This window comes from Pseudomonas mucidolens (genome assembly GCF_900106045.1).
Taxonomy (GTDB): Bacteria; Pseudomonadota; Gammaproteobacteria; order Pseudomonadales; family Pseudomonadaceae; genus Aquipseudomonas; species Aquipseudomonas mucidolens.
The window spans coordinates 471,327-492,336 of record NZ_LT629802.1 but is presented as its reverse complement, the minus strand read 5'-3'; the positions used below and the strand labels follow the sequence as shown (position 1 = coordinate 492,336).

Sequence of the window (21,010 nt, the reverse complement as noted above, 5' to 3'; positions counted from 1 at the left end):
GAAGGTTTCTCACAAGGCTAGATCCTCAGGTGTGAATGTCATCTTGAATGAACGATAGGGAGCGAAGTCACTTGGTTTCATTCCCTGCATCTCGGTCAACCGGCCAATATTCTTGACCGCTGCAACCGCGGAACTGTCGAACGAACCATCGCCGCTGGACTTGGACACGTTGACCGTGGTCACCGTGCCGTCCGGCAACATGCCGATCTGCAGCACTACTGTCATGCCTTTGCGTGCCGAAGGTGGACGTGTCCAGCCTTCTGCTGCCCGAGCCCGAATCAGATCATCGAAACTGCCCGCGACCTCATCACCACGCTCATCGGCCAAGGCCTGTTGACGCTGCGGCGTGTCGGAGAGCAAATCAGCCAAAGCCTGAGCCTTTTTATCTTCGGCGGATTTACGTGCCGCTTCCTGAGCCTTTTTCTTGGAGGCATCGGCGGCAGCTTTCTTCTTCGCGGCATCGGCGATTTTCTTCTTCGCTTCGTCGGCTTCGGCTTTTTTCTTGGCGTCCTGCGCGGCTTTCTTCTTCGCGTCTTCGACAATCTTTTTCTTGGCTTCTTCAGCGGCCTTTTTCTTGGCCTCTTCTTCAGATTTTTTCTTGGCTATATCAGCCAGTTTTTTCTCTTCAGCCTTTTTGGTTTCGGCAGCATTCTCGGCTTTCTTGGCTTCATCAGCTTTTTTAGCCTCGTCGGCTTTCTTTGCCTCGTCAGCCTTTTTCGATTCCTCGGCCTTTTGAGCCGCCTCTTCTTTCTTTTGTTCCGCAGCCGCCTTCACGGCTTCCTGCTCGACCTTTTTCTGTTCCATCTGCTCGACTTCTGTCTGACGCGCAGCCGTCTTCTTGGCCTCACCCGCAATCTTCTGATTGGTCTGGGTGGTCGCCTGGCTTTTCGATTTCAGCTGGTACAGGGTCGCTTGCACAATCGGCTTGGATGGCGGCAGCTCCGGCGTCATCGCAAAACTGACGAACAGCATGCCAAACACCAGAATGTGCAGGGCAATTGCCCAGACACTAGGCCAGAAGTAGCTTTCCGAGGCGGACGGCTCTCGCTGTTGCTGCATCAGGGCGCCTCGGTAATCAAGCCAACATTACCGACCCCGGCCTGCTGCAGTCCGCCCATGGCGCCCATCACAGAGCCATAGTCGACAGACTTGTCACCGCGGATGAAGACCTGAGTCTGTTTGCCGCCTTCGTTGCCGGCGCGAATGATCTTCGTCACGGCATCGGTCATTTGCGGCAAGGTCATGGCCTTGTCCTGTTGCTTCTGCGTATCGACTTCGCTGCCAAGGTTCCAGTAATAGGTCTTGTCAGACTTGATCGAAATGGTCAGCACCTGGGTGTTGTTGTCCTGCGGCAAGGCTTCACTGGAAACCTTGGGCAAATCAACCTTCACACCCTGGTTAAGCATGGGCGCGGTCACCATGAAGATGACCAGCAACACCAGCATCACGTCGATGTAGGGTACGACGTTCATCTCGGCGACCGGCTTGCGCTTGGTTCGAGCTCGAGTGATTAAAGCCATCGGGAATTACCTGCTTATTCTTCGCTGGTATGCACTTTACGGTGCAGGATCGCCTGGAACTCATCGGCGAAGGTGTAGTAACGGCCGATCAGGTTTTCGCCGCGCGCGGCAAAACGGTTGTAGGCGATTACCGCGGGGATGGCAGCGAACAAGCCGATGGCTGTAGCGATCAAGGCTTCGGCAATGCCCGGCGCCACGGTCGCCAGCGTTGCCTGCTGAGCCTGGGCCAGTCCACGGAAGGAGTTCATGATCCCCCACACGGTGCCGAACAGGCCGATATACGGGCTGACCGAACCTACAGTGGCGAGAAAGGGCAGGCTCTGTTCCAGCTTTTCTTCTTCACGGGAAATCGCAACGCGCATCGCACGCGCCACACCCTCCATGACCGCTTCAGGATCGACACCCGGCTGCTGACGCAGACGGGAGAACTCCTTGAAGCCTGCACGGAAGATCTGCTCGACGCCCGAATCCGGGTCCGGGTTACTGCCGGCCTGACGATACAGCTTGGACAGATCGATACCTGACCAGAAGCGCTCCTCGAAGCTCTCCAGGGCACGTCGACCGGCGCGCAGCAGGTTGCTGCGCTGAAAAATCATGACCCATGAGGTAACCGATGCGGCTACCAGGGTCAGCATTACCAGTTGAACCACGACACTGGCATTGCTGACCAGGCTCCACATGGAGGTATGGTCGACGACGGTAGGTTCCACGCTAAATCTCCTGCTCTGATTGTTTACCCGCGCCGCTCACGTTGGCAAAGGCCGCACGTAGAGTTTCGGGAATGGCCCTGGGTTTCAAACTGTTGGTGCGCACACACGCCACCAGGAACTGCCCCTCACAGAGCAGCGTTGCATCCGTAGCCCGCCTGACCTGCTGTTTGAAGCGCAAGCTGACACGGTTCAATTCGATTACTTCTGCACTGACCAGCAACTCATCGTCCAGCCGCGCCGGCGCGTGATAACGGGCCTCGCTGGAATGCACGACGAATAACAGGTCCTCACCCGCCAGCGCGGACTGGGCAAAGCCCAGCTCCCGTAGCCGCTCGGTTCGAGCCCGTTCCATGAACTTCAGGTAATTAACGTAATAAACGATGCCGCCAGCATCGGTGTCTTCGTAATAAACGCGACAGCGATGTACGAACGACTGATCCCCATTTTGCGCGCGCATACTCTAGTGCTTACTCCTCAGGTTGCCAATCCGGCCAGGCAACTGTTTTTTCATTCTCTAAAACATTTTTAACGAAAGAATGACGACGCCAGCCACTAGGACAGCACAAACGTCGAATAAATCGACTCATCACGCCTTTTTAATCGTCCACTGCATCGAGGAATTCGTCTACCACAGGCATCTCACCCAATCGTGACGGAATGTTTAACCCGAAGTGCAAGTACGCATGACGGGTGACCACGCGTCCTCTCGGTGTACGCATGATGTAGCCCTGTTGGATCAGGTAGGGTTCCAGAACATCCTCGATGGTATGGCGCTCCTCGCTGATCGCCGCGGCCAGGCTGTCCACGCCCACCGGACCACCGTCGAACTTCTCGATCATGGTCAACAGCAGGCGCCGGTCCTGGTGGTCAAAACCGTGCTCGTCAACGTCCAGCAGGTTCAGCGCCAGGTCCGCCACGGCCTTGGTGATATGCCCCTTGGCGCGCACTTCGGCGAAATCACGCACCCGGCGCAGCAAGCGGTTGGCGATCCGCGGCGTGCCCCGGGCTCGCCGTGCAATCTCGAAGGCGCCCTCCGGGTCCAGCGGCAAACCGAGAATCCCCGCCGAACGACCGACAATCGTCGCCAGGTCGGCGGTGCTATAGAACTCTAGACGTTGCACAATGCCGAAACGGTCTCGCAACGGATTGGTCAGCATTCCGGCACGGGTGGTGGCACCAACCAGGGTGAACGGCGGCAAATCGAGTTTGATCGAGCGCGCAGCCGGCCCTTCGCCGATCATGATGTCCAGCTGAAAATCTTCCATGGCCGGGTACAAGACTTCTTCGACGATGGGTGAAAGCCGGTGGATTTCGTCGATGAACAACACGTCATGGGGTTCAAGATTGGTCAACAGCGCAGCCAGGTCTCCCGGCCGCTCCAGCACCGGTCCTGAAGTGCTCTTGATCGACACGCCCATTTCCTGGGCGATGATGTTAGCCAGCGTGGTCTTGCCCAGTCCCGGCGGGCCGAAGATCAGCGTGTGATCCAGGGACTCGCTACGTCCGCGCGCCGCCTGGATAAACAACTCCATCTGCTCGCGCACGGTCGGCTGGCCGATGTATTCGGCCAGGCTGAGGGGGCGAATGGCCCGGTCCTGGACCTCTTCACGGTCACGCGGGCCGGTGGCCGCAATCAGACGATCAGCTTCAATCACTTAAATCATTCCCTTCAGGGCGCGGCGGATCATGTCTTCGCTGCTCAGGTTCTTGTCCTTGATGGCGGACACCGCCTTGCTTGCTTCCTGCGGCTTGTAGCCCAGAGAGATCAACGCGCTGACGGCATCGGTTTCGGCGCTGGCAACTTGCTCGCGTGGTCCGTCCGGCTGATTCGGTACCAGCGCGAACATGCTCGGCACGACTTCCCAGGCCTTGAAGCGGTCTTTGAGTTCCACCAACAGGCGCTCGGCGGTTTTCTTGCCGACTCCCGGTACTTTGGTCAACGCAGAGGTGTCCTGGGCCGACACGGCGCGCACCAGTTCATCGACTTCCAGGCTCGACATCAATGCCAGCGCCAGCTTCGGTCCGACGCCATTCAGGCGAATCAGCTCACGAAAAAAGTCCCGGTCACGCTTGCCAATGAAACCATAGAGCAATTGCGCGTCTTCGCGTACTACCAAATGGGTGTGCAAGGTCAGCGGTTCACCGACCGACGGCAGGCGGTAAAGGGTGGTCATGGGCACTTCAAGCTCATACCCCAGCCCATTTACATCCAGAATCAGGTGCGGCGGTTGTTTCTCAGCCAAAGTGCCGCGCAAGCGTCCAATCACGTTCAGATCCTTAAAGCTCGGGTCAGATCAAGGCCTGACCGGTAATTACGCGGGATGACAGCCGATCACAGCGGCCTTTCATACGACCTGCGCAGAATGATTGCGCTGATGCTATCAGAGACGCAGCCGACCGCCACGACTGCGTGCGGTGCCCAAGCCGTGCGGCAACAGGCTGGAGCGGGTATGGGCATGACAAATCGCAATAGCCAGGGCGTCAGAGGCGTCGATTTGCGGTTTTGCGGTGAGTTTGAGCATGTGCATAACCATCATCTGCACTTGCTCCTTGTTGGCTGCACCGGTGCCCACGACGGCTTGCTTGACCTGGGTGGCAGTGTACTCGGCGATTTCCAGGGCCTCTTCGGCGCCGGCAACAATAGCGGCGCCACGGGCCTGACCAAGCTTGAGGGCCGAGTCAGCGTTTTTCGCCATAAAGACTTTTTCAATACCCATGGTCACCGGGCCGTAGGTCTGGATCACTTCACGCACCCCGCGATAGACGATCTGCAAACGCTCGGCCAACTCGCCGGAACCGGTGCGGATACAGCCCGAGGCCACGTAGATACAGCCGCGCGGGGTCTGCTGGACTACGCCAAAGCCGGTGATGCGCGAGCCGGGGTCGATACCTAGGATTAAAGTCATAACGCCTGCGGTTTTATAGAAATTGGGCATCAGCAGCGACACCGATCCACTGTAGGAGCGAGCTTGCTCACGAAAACCGCCAACGATAACGCAGGAATTCTGACACCCAGCGTCGCTCTCAGGTTTTTCGCGAGCAAGCTCGCTCCTACAGTGGAAGTGGGGGGTTCAGCCCAGTTGTGCAGCCACGTCTTCCGGGATATCAGCATTGGAATAGACGTTCTGCACATCATCCAGGTCTTCGAGCATATCCAGCAACTTGAGTACCTTCTGCGCGCCGTCCAGATCCAACTCGGCACTGGTGGTCGGCAACATGACGATTTCCGCGTCGGTGCCTTTGAAGCCAGCGGCTTCCAGGGCGTTACGCACGGAATAGAACCCGGCAAACGAGGTGAACACATCAATGGAGCCATCTTCGTTGGTCACCACGTCGTCGGCGTCCGCCTCCATCGCAGCTTCCATCAGCGCATCCTCGTCCACCCCCGGCGCGAAGGAAATCTGCCCCTTGCGCTCGAACAAATAAGCCACCGAACCGTCAGTCCCCAGATTACCGCCACACTTGCTGAACGCATGACGAACGGCGGCGGCGGTACGGTTGCGGTTGTCGGTCATGCACTCGACCATCACCGCCACGCCGCCCGGGCCGTAACCTTCATAGCTCAGTTCGACCATATCGTCAGTGTCGGCGGCGCCAGCACCCCGCGCAACCGCGCGGTCGATAATGTCACGGCTCATGTTTGCGCCAAGGGCCTTGTCCAGCGCCAGCCGCAGACGCGGGTTGGAACCCGGATCAGCGCCGCCTTGACGGGCCGCAACGGTCAGTTCGCGAATCCACTTGGTGAATATCTTACCTTTCTTGGCATCCTGACGCTCTTTGCGGTGCTTGATGTTCGCCCACTTGGAATGGCCAGCCATAACACAACTCCGAAATTCTCTAGAAACCTTGATCGATCCCGCCCCAGACGGGATTTAGCTCTTTAACGCAAAGGCGCATCCGAAGATGCGCCTTTTTTGACTGCGTAAAACCTTATCGCGCTTTCACACGGCGGCCTTACTCAGCCTTCGGCGCCTCGCGCAGACGGATATGCAATTCGCGCAGGGCCTTGGCATCCACCACGCCCGGAGCCTGCGTCATCACGTCGGCAGCACTCTGGGTTTTCGGGAAGGCAATCACTTCACGGATCGACTGGGCGCCTGTCATCAGCATCACCAGACGGTCAAGGCCGAAGGCCAGACCACCGTGGGGTGGCGCGCCGTATTTCAGCGCATCGAGCAGGAAGCCGAATTTCTCTTCCTGTTCCGCCTCGTTGATGCCCAGCAGACGGAATACCGCTTGCTGCATTTCCTTGCGGTGAATACGGATCGAACCACCACCCAACTCGGTGCCGTTCAGCACCATGTCGTAGGCGCGGGACAGCGCGCCTGCCGGGTTGGCTTCCAGTTCCTGCGGCGAGCACTTCGGCGCGGTGAACGGGTGGTGCAACGCAGAGAAGCTGCCGTCGTCGTTCTCTTCGAACATCGGGAAATCGACGACCCACATCGGTGCCCATTCGCAGGTCAGCAGGCTCAAGTCGTGACCCAGCTTGATCCGCAGCGCGCCAAGGGCTTCGCTGACGATCTTGGCCTTGTCGGCGCCGAAGAACACGATGTCGCCATCGACCGCGCCAACGCGATCGAGGATCGCGTTCAGGTTGTCCAGCGGAATGTTCTTGACGATCGGCGATTGCAGACCTTCAACACCATTGGCGCGCTCGTTGACCTTGATGTACGCCAGGCCCTTGGCGCCGTAGATGCCGACGAACTTGGTGTAGTCGTCGATCTGCTTGCGCGGCATGCTTGCGCCACCCGGTACGCGCAGGGCAGCGATACGGCATTTCGGGTCGTTGGCCGGGCCGCTGAACACCTTGAAGTCGACTTCTTTCAGCTGATCGGCCACGTCCACCAGTTCCAGCGGGTTACGCAGGTCTGGTTTGTCGGAACCGTAGCGGCGCATCGCCTCTTCGAACGTCATGTGCGGGAACTCACCGAATTCCAGACCCAGCACTTCCTTGAACAGGTTGCGGATCATTTGCTCGGTGAGGCCCATGATCTCGGTTTCATCGAGGAAGCTGGTCTCGATGTCGATCTGGGTGAATTCCGGCTGACGATCGGCACGCAGGTCTTCATCACGGAAGCACTTGGCGATCTGGTAGTAACGGTCGAAACCGGCCACCATCAACAGCTGCTTGAACAGCTGCGGCGATTGCGGCAAGGCGAAGAAACTACCGGCGTGGGTACGGCTCGGCACCAGGTAGTCGCGAGCACCTTCTGGTGTGGCGCGGGTCAGAATCGGTGTCTCGACGTCGAGGAAACCGTTCTCGTCGAGGAAGCGGCGGATGCTGGTGGTCATGCGTGAGCGCAGACGCAGCTTCTCGGCCATTTCCGGACGACGCAGGTCGAGGAAGCGGTAACGCAGGCGCGTTTCTTCGCCGACGTCGGAAAATTCGTTCAATGGGAACGGTGGGGTTTCCGACTCGTTGAGTACTTCGAGGTCGTAACCCAGCACTTCGATCGCGCCCGAGGCCATATTGGCGTTGACGGCACCGGCCGGACGCAGGCGGACCTTACCGGTGACTTTCACGACGTATTCGCTGCGCACGCGATCGGCGGCGGCGAAGCTCTCGGCGCGATCCGGGTCGAATACCACCTGGGCCAGACCATCGCGATCACGGATATCGAGGAAGATCACCCCGCCGTGGTCGCGGCGACGGTGAACCCATCCGCAAAGGGTGATTTCCTGACCTTCCAGGGTCTCGTTCAGTTGGCCGCAATAGTGGCTGCGCATCATGGTAGTGGTTTCACTTCTCGTAATTCGAAATTCGGTGGAGGTCCTGCTCGATCACCGCACCTTAAGCCAGGCGACGGAGAATGCAAGCGCTCACGCGTAGTGTTCAATTCAGTCGGCTTTGTCGCCGCCCGCCAGATTCTTCTTCGTGCCGGTCTTGAAGTCGGTCTCGTACCAGCCGGAACCGCTCAAACGAAAGCCCGGCATCGACAACATCTTCTTCAGTTCGGGTGCCCGGCAAGCTGGGCAATCGACCAACGGCGCGTCGCTGATCTTTTGAATGGCTTCCAACTGATGACCACAGGAAGCACATTGATAGTCGTACATGGGCATTGGGATGTCTCGGCGATCAGGTCACTGCTGCGCCGCGCCTTGGCCCGGGACCTTGAAAAAGCCCGACATGCGCAGCAAAGGGCGGGATTATATCTGGTAAATCGGGGCCGTGCAGCCGTGGCGGCCTGCAGTTTTACAGATAGAGAGCCAGACCGGGGCTTGTGGTCCGACACCTGTTGCGACCATCGATCGCTCAAGTGCCGGACACCACACTCATCCCAGGCCGGCCTGAGTCACGGGCGATACTGAAGCCCGCCCTTTCAATACATGGGCCACGCACACCACCCTGACCAGGCCACTGAAGTTTTTTACCCCACCATGGCGCAAATGTACTTCCCGATCCACGTAGGACAACAGCGCACTGATTGAACACGTATTAACCTTGGCTATTTCCGCGAGGATATTCCAGTACACTTCTTCGAGTCTCAAGCAGGTCGAGAAACCATTAAGCCTGACAGAACGAGACAACGGTCGAGCCAGCGCCATATCGAACCCCTTGACAAACGGATCGACCTTTATATTGTGAACGCCGGACATTTCCATCCCGCTATTACCCACTCCACGCGACATACACTTGACACTCCCTTGCCAAACGGCTGTTGGATAAACTGCTTTTATTTGCCGTTGGTTCTATAAAACAGCAAGGAGACAAGTTCAGCCAGAAGACACGGAGTTGATGCTCGTAGGACAAGCCAACAGGCCAATCAGGAAGCCCGCAGGGCAGCTTGAAGGTTGATAGCCAGTGACGCCGGGTGGACGCCACCGACCCTTGCGGTTTACTTGGTTTCGAGCAGAGAACGCAGCATCCATGCGGTTTTTTCATGTACCTGCATACGCTGAGTCAACAAGTCGGCGGTGGGCTCGTCACTGACTTTATCGAGCAACGGGAAGATCCCGCGCGCAGTGCGGGTAACGGCTTCCTGCCCTTCGACAAGTTGCTTGATCATGTCTTCAGCGGCGGGCACACCCTCTTCTTCCTTGATCGAAGAAAGGCGCGCATAGATCGAGTACGCACCGGGCGCGGGAAAGCCCAGGGCGCGGATACGCTCGGCAATCAAGTCCACCGCCAGCGCCAACTCGTTATATTGCTCTTCAAACATCAAGTGCAAGGTACGAAACTGCGGCCCCGTCACGTTCCAATGAAAGTTATGGGTCTTCAGATAAAGTACATAGGTATCTGAAAGCAGCCGTGAAAGTCCGTCAACAATGGATTTACGGTCCTCTTCACTGATACCAATATCGATTGCCATGTTTATCCCCTTCAATTGATGGAATTTCATTGATCAGGTGCCTTCCCACTCTAGCAAGAGTACTTGCCTTACGCAGCCCGGTTTCCAGCGCTGACCTGCGACAAATCACCCCTGCGGCGCAGCGCACGCGCGCATCAGGCGTGACACGTGCAGACAAGGAGAAGCCCTACAACTGTCTAGGACAAGCGTTTGCCGCACAAATGCCCTGTTCCTTGCAACGCCTTGAAACGCTTGATTTGAGTAGCCACAGGCTTTGCTGTTAAATAGGCAGCGTGTCGCCACCGCTATTTTCTGCGGCCAGCGGCATAGGCTGATACCCGCGTACGTGCCCAACGCCTCCCATTGTTCAGAAGCGAACCGTGCCAGTCAGCTCTTCCTTGTGATCCGTCTAAACGTGAGTTAATCAAAATGTTGAAAATCGTCCACCTGCTAACGGGCGCCGCAGCGTTGCTGCTGTCCTTTATCCCAAGCCTTAAAACCGAGACGCTACCCTACCTGCAACAACCCGATGCTGTTTACCTGGCCTTTTTTGGCCTTATCAACCTGACCCTGGCTCCAGTCATTCCTTACTGGAACAAAGGCGCGCGTCATCAACTGCAGAACCTGGTCAGCGCCCTGCTGGTGCTGGCTGTTGTCGTACAAACCCTGACGTTGCTCGCGCCGATGCCTGAAGTCGGCGGCCATCCGGCCGTCCTGCTCAGCCTGGCGATTGCACTGGTGGCCATCATTCTTCATCTGGCCATCAGCTTCTACCGCTCATCCCCGGCTGCCGCGTCGCAAAACTACGACATGACCAACCGTGATACCGGGACCGTCAAGTGGTTCAACACCTCTAAAGGCTTCGGCTTTATTTCCCGGGACTCGGGCGACGATATCTTTGTCCACTTCCGGGCTATTCGTGGCGAAGGTCATCGCGTTCTGGTGGAAGGCCAGCGCGTGGAGTTCTCCGTGATGAACCGTGATAAAGGCCTGCAAGCTGAAGATGTGATCGCGGCCTTGCCGCGTCGCTGATTGCGGCGTAAAAAAACCGCGTTGCAGCCTACGCTGCTTCGCGGTTTTTTATTGCCTGAAAATTGACCCGAACACTCAATAATGAGGCGGCGGGGCTTCTTCTTCGGACGTCTCGAACTGCCCACCCATCTCTTCCTGGCGCTTGAGTAGAGCCGTCATCTGCAACTGCAAACGCTCCACCGCACGCTGCTGGGTGACCAGAATGTCGTTCAACGTCTCTATCGTGTCGTCCTGAAAAGCCAAGCGGCTTTCGAGGTCCGTCACGCGATCTTGCAGGTCCATGGCTCAATCCTGGGTAAAGATGAAATCAGCGGGCAATAGCGCGCGCAGACGTGCACGAATAGCAGTCACCTGCTCGGGCGCATAAGGCACGGCGGGATGCTTGCCCCAGACCGGGGCGGGCCAGGCCGCATCATCGCGCTTGCGCGCAATCACATGCACATGTAACTGGCTGACGACGTTGCCCAAGGCGCCAATGTTTATTTTGTCAGCAGCAAAGCCCTGATCGAGCAATTGCGCCAAGGCCGTGGTTTCCTGCCACAGCCGCTGTTGATCGGCGCTATCGAGTTGAAACACCTCACTGACAGCATCGATGCGTGGCACCAGAATCAACCAGAGGTAATTAGAGTCGTTGCACAGCAGCAGCCGACACAAGGGGTAATCCCCAATCGGCAGCGTGTCATTTTGCAGACGTGGATCCAGGGCGAACACCGCAGTCACTCCGTTCGGCTAGTGAATTTTTTCAGATGCTCAGCATACCTGCGAATGAGCGCTGCTTCACGGGCAATCCGCCTGCCACTCATATCCGCCTTCGAGTCCTCGACCCTGCGCACCAAAATGAGTCATTTATGCACCAATTCATGCATCGCTCATTCGCCGCCTACTCACGCCACAGGGTCAATCGGTAACGTTTCTCCACGAAAGTGGTTTTTTGCCGCACCAAAAACCGGCGAACGTCCCATGTCAAGGCCAAACCAAACGGCGCAAAAACCCAGTACTTATGCGGTTTTTATAAGCCAGAGAGTCTTTTCACGAAAAAATGACATTCAGTTACCGCTTTGTGCACGCTTGTTGCATAACCACCCACATCGTCGACAACGACATCCGACGGAACTCGGGTGTTTCACGATAAAGAGCACTAGTGAGTCAACGCAGAACAGGGACATATTGAAACTTTGAACCGGGTGCTTCTTTCGCCTACATTCAGACTAGTAAACACAGCGTTGAAGTTGTCAGTCTGGTTACACACCGACTGTAGATTTGCGACACGGAGTGAGCAATTTACGACAGCTTCGTAAAGAAGCTGAAAGGACAGATGAGCAAGTATCGCCAATACTGTCAGCGTGTTATAAATTTGCGCTGATACAAAAAGAAAGAGCCGCCCAGACAAAAATACAGGTGGGACGGCAGTACTCTTCCTAAACCAAAGGAGCAAATCACGATGCGCGTGATGAAGTGGAGCATGATCGCCCTGGCTGTTTCAGCAGGCACCTCGCAATTCGCAATGGCGTCCTCCCAGGACGAGTCCAAGGGCTTTGTTGAAGACAGCACGTTCAGCATCAACACCCGCGCCTTGTACTTTAGCCGCGACTTCCGCAACAACCCGGCGGGTACACAAAGCCGTGCCGAAGAGTCCGGCCTGGGCTTCCACGCCCTGTACGAGTCGGGCTTTACCCAAGGCACTATTGGTGTCGGTGTGGACGTAATCGGCCTGCTGGGCGTCAAGCTCGACAGCGGCAAGGGTCGCGCCGGTACCGGCCTGTTCCCGCAAGGCTCTGACGGTCGTTCGCAGGATGACTACTCCAAAGGCGGCGGCGCCATCAAGTTCCGTATCTCCGATACCGTCTTGAAAATCGGCGACCAGTACACCACCGCGCCGGTATTCGCATCGGATGACAGCCGCTTGCTGCCTGAGCTGCCACAAGGTTTCTCGATCACCAGCAACGAGATCAAGGGCCTGAAACTGGAAGGCGGTCACTTCACCGCAAGCCGGTCGCAAAACCAGACTTTCCACGACAGCCTGGGCCTGACCAAGACTGACTTCGTCGGCGGTGTCTACTCGTTCACTCCAGAGTTCACCGGTAGCCTGTACTACGCGAAGACCGAAGATTACTTCCGCAAGTACTACAGCAACCTCAACTGAACCCAGGCCCTGAGCGACGACCAGTCGTTCGCCGTGGACTTCAACATCTACGACACCAAGAGCGAAGGCCAAGGCCTGCAGCGCGCTTACAACGATGGCACCACCAAACTTGATAACCGTGCCTTCAGCCTGCAAGGCGCCTACACCATCGGCGCGCACACCTTCACCCTGGCAGCTCAGAAGGTTACCGGTGACGGCGACTACGGCTGCGGCGTAGACGGCGGCGGTACTGTGTTCCCGGCCAACTCGGTAGCCCGTTCGGACTTCAACGCCGAAGGCGAGAAATCCTTCCAGGCGCGCTACGACATCAACATGGCCACCTTCGGCGTACCGGGCCTGAGCTTCATGACCCGTTACATCACCGGTAGCGGCGCCAATACCGCCACCACCTCGAACGGTAAAGAGTGGGAACGCGACATCGAGGCCAAGTACGTGATCCAGGCAGGTCCGGCCAAAGACCTCAGCCTGCGCCTGCGTCAAGCCACCTACCGCTCCAACGATGGCGTGTACTACGGTTCGCCATCGATCGACGAACTGCGTCTGATCGCGCAATACCCGCTGAACATCCTGTAATTAACGCGTTAATTACAGCGATGAACTAGAGTTTCGGCTCTAACAAAAAAGCCGCCTACTTGATAACAAGTGGGGCGGCTTTTTTATTACAGTTTTATTTCAGAAATGTCGCGCCATACACTAGCAAGCTAGCTATCTAGTTTGCCAACATGAATCAAACCTGACCATTCGAGCAGGCTTGATCAAATACTCGCTACTACTCGGCAGCAGTTTCCTGTACGACACGAATAACCCGCTGTGGAAACGGAATATCAATCCCGGCTGTTTTCAATCGGCCACGGGCCAGTTCGTTAAGCATGAACACCACATCCCAATAATCCGACGTATTGGTCCACGCCCGCAGGGACACTGTGATCGAACTGTCACCCAACGTCGAAATCACCGCTACCGGCTCGGGATCAGCCAGAACGCGTGGATCCTTGGCCAATTCAAGCAGGACTTCACGGGCTTTTTGCAGATCCGCCTCGTAGTCCACGCTCACATCAAAGATCACCTTGCGGGTTGGCTGGCGGTTGGTGTTGGTAATGATGCCGTTGGACAGAATGCCATTGGGCACAATGACCGTCTTGTTATCACCGGTACGAATCACCGTGTGGAAGATCTGGATGCTGTCGACGGTACCCGCCGTACCCTGGGCTTCGATCCAATCACCGATGCGAAACGGACGGAACAACAGGATCAGCACGCCACCGGCAAAGTTCGCCAGGCTACCTTGCAGCGCAAGGCCAATGGCCAGGGTCGCACCACCAATCGCGGCGACAAACGAGGTGGTTTCCACCCCTATCATGGAGGCCACGCTGATGATCAGCATAATCTTCAGCACAATATTCGACAGCTTGGTGACAAAGCCCTGCAACGCCAGATCCGCATTGCGCATGGCCAGCAAGCGCCCCATTTTATGGGTCAGCTTGTTGATCAGCCACCAACCGATCGCCAGGGTGATGAAGGCCAGCAAGACCCGGCTACCGTATTCCATGAGCATCGGGATCCAGGCCTGGGAAGCCTTGACCAAGTGTTCCACTTCAGCGTTCAAATCCATCTATATTCTCCTGATTACCGGATGTGCGGCTGCAATAAAGATCGCCACAGCAATTGAGCCCCGAAGGGCTCAATCGTTTCTGCAGGCTCTGCGGCGTCGGACGTCGAAAACGCCCACAGGTTCCAAAGAAATCAGTCGCGAAAGTTATTGAACTGCAGCGGCATGTCGAACGTTTTGGCGCGCAGAGCCGCGATGGCCTCTTGCAGATCGTCACGTTTCTTGCCGGTGATACGCACCTGCTCGCCCTGAATCGCGGCCTGGACCTTGAGCTTGGCATCCTTGACGTGAGCGACGATCTTTTTCGCCAGCTCCTTGTCGATGCCTTCTTTAAGCACAGCTTCCTGCTTCATCAGCTTGCCGGATGCGTAGGCGTCCTTGACCTCAAGGCACTGCACATCGATCTTGCGCTTGACCAGGGCCAGCTTGAGAATCTCGATCATCGCTTCCAACTGGAAATCAGCTTCCGCAGTCAGATTGACCGTCAGATCCTTCTCTTTGAACTCAAAACTGCCCTTGCCTTTCAAATCATAACGACGGTCCAGCTCCTTGACGGCGTTCTCGACGGCGTTGGTGACTTCGTGCTTATCCAGTTCAGATACCACGTCGAACGACGGCATGTAATTTCTCCAGGAAAAAGGGGCGCGACTCAATAGAGATGGAGCGCGCCTGGCTTGCGGGTAAAATGCCCGGGCATTATAACGACTCTTTACGCTGGGCTGCTTGGCTCGCCCAGCGGCTTGTGGAGCAATAACTAATGTCAACTCTTTGGCACGTTCTCGGCGCCGGCAGTCTCGGCACGCTATGGGCCACACGCCTGGCACGCGCCGGCCTGCCGGTCAGGCTGATCCTGCGCGACCAGACACGTCTGGCAAGCTACCTTGCAGCCCCCGGTCTGACCCTGGTGGAACAGGGCCAAGCCCACACCTATCCAGTCATCGCTGAAACGCCCGACAGCCGCGAACCGATTCGTCGCCTGTTGGTAGCGTGCAAGGCCTATGATGCAGAAGGTGCGATCGCACAACTGGCTCAGCGCCTGACGCCGGATGCAGAACTGATTCTGCTGCAAAATGGCCTGGGCAGCCAGGACGCCGTCGCCGCACAACTGCCCCACGCACGCTGTATCTTCGCTTCCAGCACCGAAGGCGCATTTCGCGAAAGCAATGGGCGCGTGGTGTTTGCCGGGCATGGTTATACCTGGCTGGGTGACGCGAACCATCCGTTGCCTCCTCTGTGGCTGGACGAGCTGCACGCCGCCGGTATTCCCCATGAATGGAGTGCCGACATCCTCACCCGTCTCTGGCGAAAACTCGCACTCAACTGTGCGATCAATCCCCTGACCGTGCTGCACCACTGCCGCAACGGCGGCCTACACGATCATCAGTGCGAAGTGGCGACCTTATGCGCCGAGTTGACCCAATTGCTGGAATGCTGTGGCCAGCCAGCCGCAGCGCAGGACCTGCAGACCGAAGTGGAACGAGTGATCCAGGCCACCGCGGCCAATTATTCGTCGATGTACCAGGACGTCGCCAATGGACGGCGTACCGAAATCAGTTATCTGCTTGGCTATGCCTGCCGCGCGGCCTTACGCCATCAGTTGAATCTGCCGCACCTGCAACAACTGCAAGTACGCTTGGTCAACCACCTGAACGCGCACGGATTGCCCAGCGACTGAAGCACGCGCTACCCTGCCTGCCTGTTCCTTGCCTGTGAAAAAACCGATGCCACTGCGCCAGCGTCTCGAAAATCTACCGGTTGGACAGAAACTGCTGGCGGCCCTGCTGGCACTGCTGACCACCGTGCTGCTGATGGCCAACCTGAGCTTTATCAGCGCGGCCTACTGGATCTCCCAGGAAAGCATGGCGCCCCAGGCCTTGCAAGCTATCGGCCGACTGGTGTCCAACCCGACGCTCGCCTCTCAAGCCCTGGACTCCCCAGCCCAGGCCAAAGCCTTGCTCAACGAGCTGACCAGCTATTCACCGCTGCGCGCCGCGGCGCTGTACGACAGCAATGGCGATCGACTGGCTCAGCTGCAACAGGGTGAACGGTTGCACCTGCCGGAAAACTACCGACACATCGAAGGCTGGCAGGTCACCGAATTTCGCAGTAATCAGGTCATTACCTTGCTTCGACCCGGCCAGCCCTCGGGGCATTTGCTCCTGGTGGCCAGCAGCGAACTGCCGGTCGCGTTCTATACCGGCACCTTGACCGCCAGCCTGGGCATCCTGATCTTCAGCGTGCTGCTGTGGCTGGTCATTGCCCGGCAAATCAAACGGCTAATTACACGCCCCATCCATGAGCTGGAAGAACTGTCGCGCCAGGTCACCCGGGAAGAGAACTACGCCCTCCGCGCCCACCGTGGCAACCGTGACGAAATCGGTAGCCTGGCCGAAGCATTCAATACCATGTTGTCGCGCATCGAAGCGCGCGAACAACAGCTCAAACGCGCGCGCGACGACTCCCAGGCCGCCTTTGACCAGGCTCAAGGCCTGGCCGAGGAAACGCGCCACACCAATCGCAAACTTGAGCTGGAAGTCCAGGTACGCAGCAAGATCGAGAAAAAACTCACCGGGTTTCAGAACTACCTCAACAGCATCATTGACTCCATGCCATCGGCGCTGATCGCCCTGGACGAACAACTCTACGTGACCCAGTGGAACCAGGAAGCCAGCGCCCTTTCGGGCACGCGCCTGGACGAGGCGCTGAACCAGCCGATCTTCTTTGCCTTCGAACCGCTCAAGCCGTACCTGCCGCAACTCAAGGCCGCGGTGGAAGAACACACCGTGGAACGCATCGAGCGCGTCACCTGGATCAAGGACGACGAGCCCAAGCACTATGCCCTGACCTTTTATCCGCTGATGGGCGGCGCCGGACGCGGGGTAGTGATTCGGATCGATGACATCACCCAGCGCCTGTCGCTGGAGGAAATGATGGTGCAGTCGGAAAAAATGCTCTCGGTCGGCGGTCTTGCCGCCGGCATGGCCCACGAGATCAATAACCCGCTGGGAGCAATCCTGCACAACGTTCAGAACATTCGCCGGCGCTTGTCAGCGGATCTGCCGAAAAACCTTGAACACGCCGAACAGGCAGGCATAGAGCTGGACACGGTCAACCGCTACCTGCAAAGCCGCGAAGTCCCGCAACTGCTTGACGGGATCCAGCAAGCCGGCGCGCGCGCAGCAAAGATCGTCACGCATATGCTCAGCTTCAGCCGCCGTAGCAACCGCCAGATGGCGCCCTGCGACTTGCCGGGGCTGATCGATCAAGCGGTCGAGATTGCCGGCAACGACTTCGACCTGGCGATTGGCTTCGACTTCAAGGGGCAGGCGATCATCCGCCAGTTCGATCCACAGTTGGGGCCGGTGCCCGGCACCGCCAACGAGTTGGAACAAGTGTTGCTCAACTTGTTGAAAAACGCCGCCCAGGCCATCCATCAGCGTGCAGAGGACGGCGAGGCGGGGCGCATCATCCTGCGGACTCGCCTCAACCCGCCGTGGGCGGAGATTCAGGTCGAAGACAATGGCATCGGCATGAGCGAGAACGTACGCAAGCGCACCTTCGAACCCTTCTTTACCACCAAGGAAATTGGCCAGGGCACCGGCCTTGGGCTGTCGGTGTCCTATTTCATCATCACCAACAATCACAAAGGCCAGATGGAAGTTCACTCCACCCTCGGTCAAGGCACGTGTTTCACCTTGCGTCTGCCATTGGCGGGCAGCCAATTACCCCCTCAAGCATTCATTCAGCAGGAGCACTGATCATGGGCTTTCGCCTGTCGAAGATTTACACCCGAACTGGCGATAAAGGCGAGACCGGCCTGGGTGACGGCCGCCGCGTGCCCAAGGATCATCCCCGGGTAGAGGCGATTGGCGAAGTCGACACGCTCAACAGTCAACTGGGACTGCTGCTGGCGGGCCTCGAGAAACAAAGTGGCAAGCACCCAGGGCTGGAAGATGTGATCGAGGTGCTGAGCCCCTGCCAGCACCGCTTGTTCGACTTGGGTGGCGAGCTGGCGATGCCGGTGTACAAGGCGCTGAATGCCGGTGAGGTTGATCGGCTGGAAGCAGCCATTGATCGCTGGAATGACGAGGTCGGCCCGCTGGAGAACTTCATCATGCCAGGCGGTTCGGCCTTGATCGCTCAGGCGCACATCTGCAGGAGCCTGGCCCGCAGTGCGGAACGCAGGTGCCAGCAGTTGAATGCGCTGGAACCGTTGGAGGGGGTGGGCTTGGCGTATATCAATCGACTATCGGATCTGCTGTTTGTGGCAGCGCGGGTGATTGCCAGGCGGCAGGGGGTTGCCGAGGTTTTGTGGCAGCCGGCGGCTAAGCCGCACTGACATTCTGCTGGGTTTTGTAGTGTTTTATCGAGCCTCATCGCGAGCAAGCCCGCTCCCACATTCGACTGCATTCCAAAGGTGGAACTCGGTCCAATGTGGGAGCGGGCTTGCTCGCGATAAGGCCAGGTAAGGCACCTCAAACCTCAGGCCAGAACGCCCGAATCCCCGCTACACCTTGAGCCCCCGCGTCCCACGCTTTTTCCCGCTCAGCCGGCCCGACGCCGCCCAACAGAAAGACAGGCTTGCTGAACCCACTGATCAACTGCCTCGCCTGCTCCCAACCCAGCGGCTGGGCCTCGGGATGGGTCTGGGTCGGTTGCACGGGTGACAGCGTGACGAAATCCACGTCCATCAATTCGGCCAGCGCCAGTTCCTCGGCATTATGACAGGATGCCGCCAGCCAGCGATCCTTGGGCAACGGGCGTCCCTTGCTGGCGTACTTGCGCAGTTGCGCCGAGGTCATGTGCCAGCCCGCGGAAGGAAAATCACCCAGCCATTCAAATGGCCCCTTGAGCATCAATTGCGCCTTGCCGGCACACAGACCGACAGCGTCCACCGCCAAATCCCGGTACTTCGGATCGTAGCCGTTGGGCGCGCGCAGTTGCACCAGCCTGATTCCGCCAGCAACCGCTCGCTGTATCCCACGCAACAGGGTCGGGGTTTCCAGCTCGCCCGGCGTGATCAGGTACTCGGCGGGCAAACGGGCGGCCGCGACGATAGGTGCATTCGCCGCCGGAAACGCGTAGTTGATCAAGTCCCGCTGGGCGACCCACTCAATGGGCTGCCCTTCCACGCCGTGGGGCTCGCCGGTAAACCCACTGACCTCCCAGACATCCAGCAACACCTGCTTGTCCGGATAGTCATGCTGAATTTTGATCAACGGCCGGGTGGTGGTGACCTGGATACCCAACTCTTCCTGCAACTCTCGACCCAGCGCCGCGACAACCGTTTCATCGGCCTCCACCTTGCCACCGGGAAACTCCCAAAGGCCGCCCTGATGTTGGGTATCCGCGCGACGCGCCAGCAGAATCCTGCCGTCGACACCACGAATGACCGCTGCTGCTACATGAACTCGTTTCACCCTGCTACGTCCTCTCACCCTACCTTGAATGTCAGGGCTGCCAGGCAGCCCTGTCCGCCACTCCCCTATCAGGTGCGGTATTCGGCGTTGATCTTCACATACTCGTGGGACAGATCAGTGGTCCAGATGGTCTCGCTGCATTCACCGCGCCCCAACTCGATGCGGATAGTGATCTCTTCCTGCTGCATCACTGCCGAGCCTTGCGCTTCGGTGTAGGTCTCGGCGCGGGCGCCCTTGCTCGCGATACACACCTCGCCCAGGAACACGTCGATCTGGCTGACGTCCAGGTTCGGCACACCGGCACGCCCGACGGCAGCCAGAATACGCCCCCAGTTCGGGTCGGAAGCAAACAACGCGGTCTTGATCAGCGGCGAATGGGCCACGGTGTAACCGACGTCCAGGCATTCCTGATGGTTGCCGCCGCCATTGACTTCAACGGTAACGAATTTGGTTGCGCCTTCGCCGTCGCGCACAATGGCCTGGGCCACTTCCATGCACACTTCGAACACCGCCTGCTTCAGTGCGGCAAACAGCGGCCCGTTGGAGGAGGTGATTGGCGGCACATCGGCTTTGCCGGTCGCGATCAACATGCAGCAGTCGTTGGTCGAGGTATCACCGTCGATAGTGATGCGGTTGAACGACTTGTTGGCGCCGTCCAGCATCAGGTTTTGCAGCACGTCACGCGAGACTTTGGCGTCGGTGGCGATGTAGCCAAGCATGGTCGCCATGTTCGGGCGGATCATGCCGGCGCCTTTGCTGATGCCGGTGACGGTGACGGTGACGCCGTCATGCACGAACTGGCGACTGGCACCCTTGGGCAAGGTGTCGGTGGTCATGATCCCGGTGGCCGCGGCCGCCCAGTTATCCTCGGACAGGTCATCCAGCGCCGCCTGCAGCGCGCCTTCGATCTTTTCCACCGGCAGCGGTTCGCCGATCACACCGGTGGAGTACGGCAGGATCTGGTTGGCCTCGACACCCGCCAGTTCCGCGAGCCTGGCGCAAGTCCGGGCGGCGGCGGCCAGGCCAGGCTCGCCGGTACCGGCGTTGGCATTGCCGGTGTTAGTCAACAGGTAACGCACTTCACCTTCGACACGTTGCTTGGCGAGAATCACCGGCGCCGCGCAGAAGGCGTTGAGGGTAAACACTCCGGCGACGGTCGAACCTTCGGCACAGCGCATCACCACCACATCCTTGCGCCCCGGGCGCTTGATGCCGGCCGAAGCAATACCGAGTTCAAAACCGGCCACCGGGTGCAGCGTGGGCAAAGGACCAAGACCAACAGCCATG

The 21,010-nt window shown here is 58.2% G+C and carries 22 protein-coding genes and 1 pseudogene; 5 read left to right on the top strand and 18 right to left on the bottom strand.

The annotated features are described in order from the left end of the window. Positions 1-9: 9 nt before the first annotated feature. The 12 genes from tolA to BLU75_RS02355 all read right to left on the bottom strand — a co-directional run bounded on the left by tolA (position 10) and on the right by BLU75_RS02355 (position 9,540). Complete coding sequence (tolA, locus tag BLU75_RS02410; RefSeq protein ID WP_084380380.1) at positions 10-1,059, bottom strand: cell envelope integrity protein TolA; 1,050 nt, start codon at positions 1,057-1,059, stop codon at positions 10-12. Further along, positions 1,059-1,511 carry a protein TolR gene (gene tolR, locus BLU75_RS02405; protein ID WP_165447497.1) on the bottom strand — a complete coding sequence of 151 codons (453 nt, stop codon included), beginning with the start codon at positions 1,509-1,511 and terminating at the stop codon, positions 1,059-1,061. Before tolR ends, tolA begins: the two co-directional genes overlap by 1 nt. Positions 1,512-1,534: 23 nt before the next feature. Further along, positions 1,535-2,230 carry a protein TolQ gene (gene tolQ / locus BLU75_RS02400; protein ID WP_084380384.1) on the bottom strand — a complete coding sequence of 232 codons (696 nt, stop codon included), beginning with the start codon at positions 2,228-2,230 and terminating at the stop codon, positions 1,535-1,537. A gap of 1 nt (position 2,231) precedes the next feature. Then, entirely contained in the window at positions 2,232-2,687 is a 456-nt protein-coding gene (gene ybgC / locus BLU75_RS02395; protein WP_084380386.1) for a tol-pal system-associated acyl-CoA thioesterase, read from the bottom strand. 139 nt (positions 2,688-2,826) lie between these two features. Beyond that, positions 2,827-3,885 (bottom strand): Holliday junction branch migration DNA helicase RuvB, encoded by a 1,059-nt coding sequence (gene ruvB / locus BLU75_RS02390; RefSeq protein ID WP_084380388.1) that lies wholly within the window; start codon positions 3,883-3,885, stop codon positions 2,827-2,829. Next, positions 3,886-4,497 carry a Holliday junction branch migration protein RuvA gene (gene ruvA / locus BLU75_RS02385; RefSeq protein WP_084380390.1) on the bottom strand — a complete coding sequence of 204 codons (612 nt, stop codon included), beginning with the start codon at positions 4,495-4,497 and terminating at the stop codon, positions 3,886-3,888. It lies immediately after the preceding gene. A 114-nt stretch (positions 4,498-4,611) separates the two neighbouring features. Then, entirely contained in the window at positions 4,612-5,136 is a 525-nt protein-coding gene (gene ruvC, locus BLU75_RS02380) for a crossover junction endodeoxyribonuclease RuvC (RefSeq protein ID WP_084380502.1), read from the bottom strand. A gap of 165 nt (positions 5,137-5,301) precedes the next feature. Next, positions 5,302-6,048, bottom strand: coding sequence for a YebC/PmpR family DNA-binding transcriptional regulator (locus BLU75_RS02375; RefSeq protein WP_084380392.1), 747 nt, complete (start codon positions 6,046-6,048; stop codon positions 5,302-5,304). A 136-nt stretch (positions 6,049-6,184) separates the two neighbouring features. After that, positions 6,185-7,960 carry an aspartate--tRNA ligase gene (gene aspS, locus BLU75_RS02370; protein WP_084380394.1) on the bottom strand — a complete coding sequence of 592 codons (1,776 nt, stop codon included), beginning with the start codon at positions 7,958-7,960 and terminating at the stop codon, positions 6,185-6,187. 108 nt (positions 7,961-8,068) lie between these two features. After that, positions 8,069-8,290: an FmdB family zinc ribbon protein gene (locus BLU75_RS02365; protein WP_084380396.1), complete on the bottom strand. Its 222-nt coding sequence runs from the start codon at positions 8,288-8,290 to the stop codon at positions 8,069-8,071. Positions 8,291-8,503: 213 nt separating this feature from the next. Next, positions 8,504-8,860: a ribbon-helix-helix domain-containing protein gene (locus BLU75_RS02360; protein WP_084380398.1), complete on the bottom strand. Its 357-nt coding sequence runs from the start codon at positions 8,858-8,860 to the stop codon at positions 8,504-8,506. 206 nt (positions 8,861-9,066) lie between these two features. Further along, on the bottom strand, positions 9,067-9,540 hold the full coding sequence (locus BLU75_RS02355) for a Dps family protein (protein ID WP_084380400.1): 474 nt from the start codon (positions 9,538-9,540) through the stop codon (positions 9,067-9,069). 408 nt (positions 9,541-9,948) lie between these two features. Here BLU75_RS02355 and BLU75_RS28070 point away from each other — a divergent pair, with 408 nt between their 5' ends. After that, positions 9,949-10,551: a cold-shock protein gene (locus BLU75_RS28070; protein ID WP_084380402.1), complete on the top strand. Its 603-nt coding sequence runs from the start codon at positions 9,949-9,951 to the stop codon at positions 10,549-10,551. A 75-nt stretch (positions 10,552-10,626) separates the two neighbouring features. On the opposite strand, the gene BLU75_RS02345 is transcribed toward BLU75_RS28070, so the two are convergent. Both BLU75_RS02345 and BLU75_RS02340 read right to left on the bottom strand, forming a co-directional pair. After that, entirely contained in the window at positions 10,627-10,833 is a 207-nt protein-coding gene (locus tag BLU75_RS02345) for a SlyX family protein (protein WP_015885618.1), read from the bottom strand. Positions 10,834-10,836: 3 nt separating this feature from the next. Next, on the bottom strand, positions 10,837-11,262 hold the full coding sequence (locus tag BLU75_RS02340) for an HIT domain-containing protein (protein WP_084380404.1): 426 nt from the start codon (positions 11,260-11,262) through the stop codon (positions 10,837-10,839). Between the two features lie 730 nt (positions 11,263-11,992). Between BLU75_RS02340 and BLU75_RS02335 the strand changes: the two are divergent. Then, positions 11,993-13,267: pseudogene (locus tag BLU75_RS02335) on the top strand (OprD family porin). A 196-nt stretch (positions 13,268-13,463) separates the two neighbouring features. On the opposite strand, the gene BLU75_RS02330 reads toward BLU75_RS02335, so the two are convergent. Next, positions 13,464-14,306 (bottom strand): mechanosensitive ion channel family protein, encoded by an 843-nt coding sequence (locus BLU75_RS02330; RefSeq protein WP_084380408.1) that lies wholly within the window; start codon positions 14,304-14,306, stop codon positions 13,464-13,466. Between the two features lie 131 nt (positions 14,307-14,437). Then, entirely contained in the window at positions 14,438-14,923 is a 486-nt protein-coding gene (locus tag BLU75_RS02325; protein ID WP_018926510.1) for a YajQ family cyclic di-GMP-binding protein, read from the bottom strand. Positions 14,924-15,060: 137 nt separating this feature from the next. Here BLU75_RS02325 and BLU75_RS02320 point away from each other — a divergent pair, with 137 nt between their 5' ends. The 3 genes from BLU75_RS02320 to BLU75_RS02310 are packed head-to-tail and all read left to right on the top strand — an operon-like array spanning position 15,061 to position 18,642. Further along, positions 15,061-15,978 carry a putative 2-dehydropantoate 2-reductase gene (locus tag BLU75_RS02320; RefSeq protein WP_084380410.1) on the top strand — a complete coding sequence of 306 codons (918 nt, stop codon included), beginning with the start codon at positions 15,061-15,063 and terminating at the stop codon, positions 15,976-15,978. 46 nt (positions 15,979-16,024) lie between these two features. Next, positions 16,025-18,061 (top strand): sensor histidine kinase, encoded by a 2,037-nt coding sequence (locus BLU75_RS02315; RefSeq protein WP_090221359.1) that lies wholly within the window; start codon positions 16,025-16,027, stop codon positions 18,059-18,061. A 2-nt stretch (positions 18,062-18,063) separates the two neighbouring features. Then, on the top strand, positions 18,064-18,642 hold the full coding sequence (locus BLU75_RS02310; RefSeq protein ID WP_084380414.1) for a cob(I)yrinic acid a,c-diamide adenosyltransferase: 579 nt from the start codon (positions 18,064-18,066) through the stop codon (positions 18,640-18,642). A 136-nt stretch (positions 18,643-18,778) separates the two neighbouring features. Here the strand turns inward: BLU75_RS02310 and BLU75_RS02305 are convergent, their stop codons facing one another. Beyond that, complete coding sequence (locus BLU75_RS02305; RefSeq protein WP_084380416.1) at positions 18,779-19,723, bottom strand: Nudix family hydrolase; 945 nt, start codon at positions 19,721-19,723, stop codon at positions 18,779-18,781. A gap of 68 nt (positions 19,724-19,791) precedes the next feature. Then, positions 19,792-21,009 (bottom strand): bifunctional glutamate N-acetyltransferase/amino-acid acetyltransferase ArgJ, encoded by a 1,218-nt coding sequence (argJ, locus tag BLU75_RS02300; RefSeq protein WP_084380418.1) that lies wholly within the window; start codon positions 21,007-21,009, stop codon positions 19,792-19,794. Position 21,010 lies beyond the last annotated feature (1 nt).

Excerpts from the sequence above, each read along its gene's own strand:
- BLU75_RS02310 (WP_084380414.1), top strand. The coding sequence starts at position 18,064 with ATGGGCTTTCGCCTGTCGAAGATTTACACCCGAACTGGCGATAAAGGC.
- BLU75_RS02330 (WP_084380408.1), bottom strand. The coding sequence starts at position 14,306 with ATGGATTTGAACGCTGAAGTGGAACACTTGGTCAAGGCTTCCCAGGCC.
- aspS (WP_084380394.1), bottom strand. The coding sequence starts at position 7,960 with ATGATGCGCAGCCACTATTGCGGCCAACTGAACGAGACCCTGGAAGGT.
- BLU75_RS02345 (WP_015885618.1), bottom strand. The coding sequence starts at position 10,833 with ATGGACCTGCAAGATCGCGTGACGGACCTCGAAAGCCGCTTGGCTTTT.
- BLU75_RS02320 (WP_084380410.1), top strand. The coding sequence starts at position 15,061 with ATGTCAACTCTTTGGCACGTTCTCGGCGCCGGCAGTCTCGGCACGCTA.
- tolA (WP_084380380.1), bottom strand. The coding sequence starts at position 1,059 with ATGCAGCAACAGCGAGAGCCGTCCGCCTCGGAAAGCTACTTCTGGCCT.
- ruvC (WP_084380502.1), bottom strand. The coding sequence starts at position 5,136 with ATGACTTTAATCCTAGGTATCGACCCCGGCTCGCGCATCACCGGCTTT.
- BLU75_RS28070 (WP_084380402.1), top strand. The coding sequence starts at position 9,949 with ATGTTGAAAATCGTCCACCTGCTAACGGGCGCCGCAGCGTTGCTGCTG.
- ybgC (WP_084380386.1), bottom strand. The coding sequence starts at position 2,687 with ATGCGCGCGCAAAATGGGGATCAGTCGTTCGTACATCGCTGTCGCGTT.
- BLU75_RS02375 (WP_084380392.1), bottom strand. The coding sequence starts at position 6,048 with ATGGCTGGCCATTCCAAGTGGGCGAACATCAAGCACCGCAAAGAGCGT.
- BLU75_RS02325 (WP_018926510.1), bottom strand. The coding sequence starts at position 14,923 with ATGCCGTCGTTCGACGTGGTATCTGAACTGGATAAGCACGAAGTCACC.
- argJ (WP_084380418.1), bottom strand. The coding sequence starts at position 21,009 with ATGGCTGTTGGTCTTGGTCCTTTGCCCACGCTGCACCCGGTGGCCGGT.
- BLU75_RS02365 (WP_084380396.1), bottom strand. The coding sequence starts at position 8,290 with ATGCCCATGTACGACTATCAATGTGCTTCCTGTGGTCATCAGTTGGAA.
- BLU75_RS02315 (WP_090221359.1), top strand. The coding sequence starts at position 16,025 with ATGCCACTGCGCCAGCGTCTCGAAAATCTACCGGTTGGACAGAAACTG.
- BLU75_RS02360 (WP_084380398.1), bottom strand. The coding sequence starts at position 8,860 with ATGTCGCGTGGAGTGGGTAATAGCGGGATGGAAATGTCCGGCGTTCAC.
- BLU75_RS02355 (WP_084380400.1), bottom strand. The coding sequence starts at position 9,540 with ATGGCAATCGATATTGGTATCAGTGAAGAGGACCGTAAATCCATTGTT.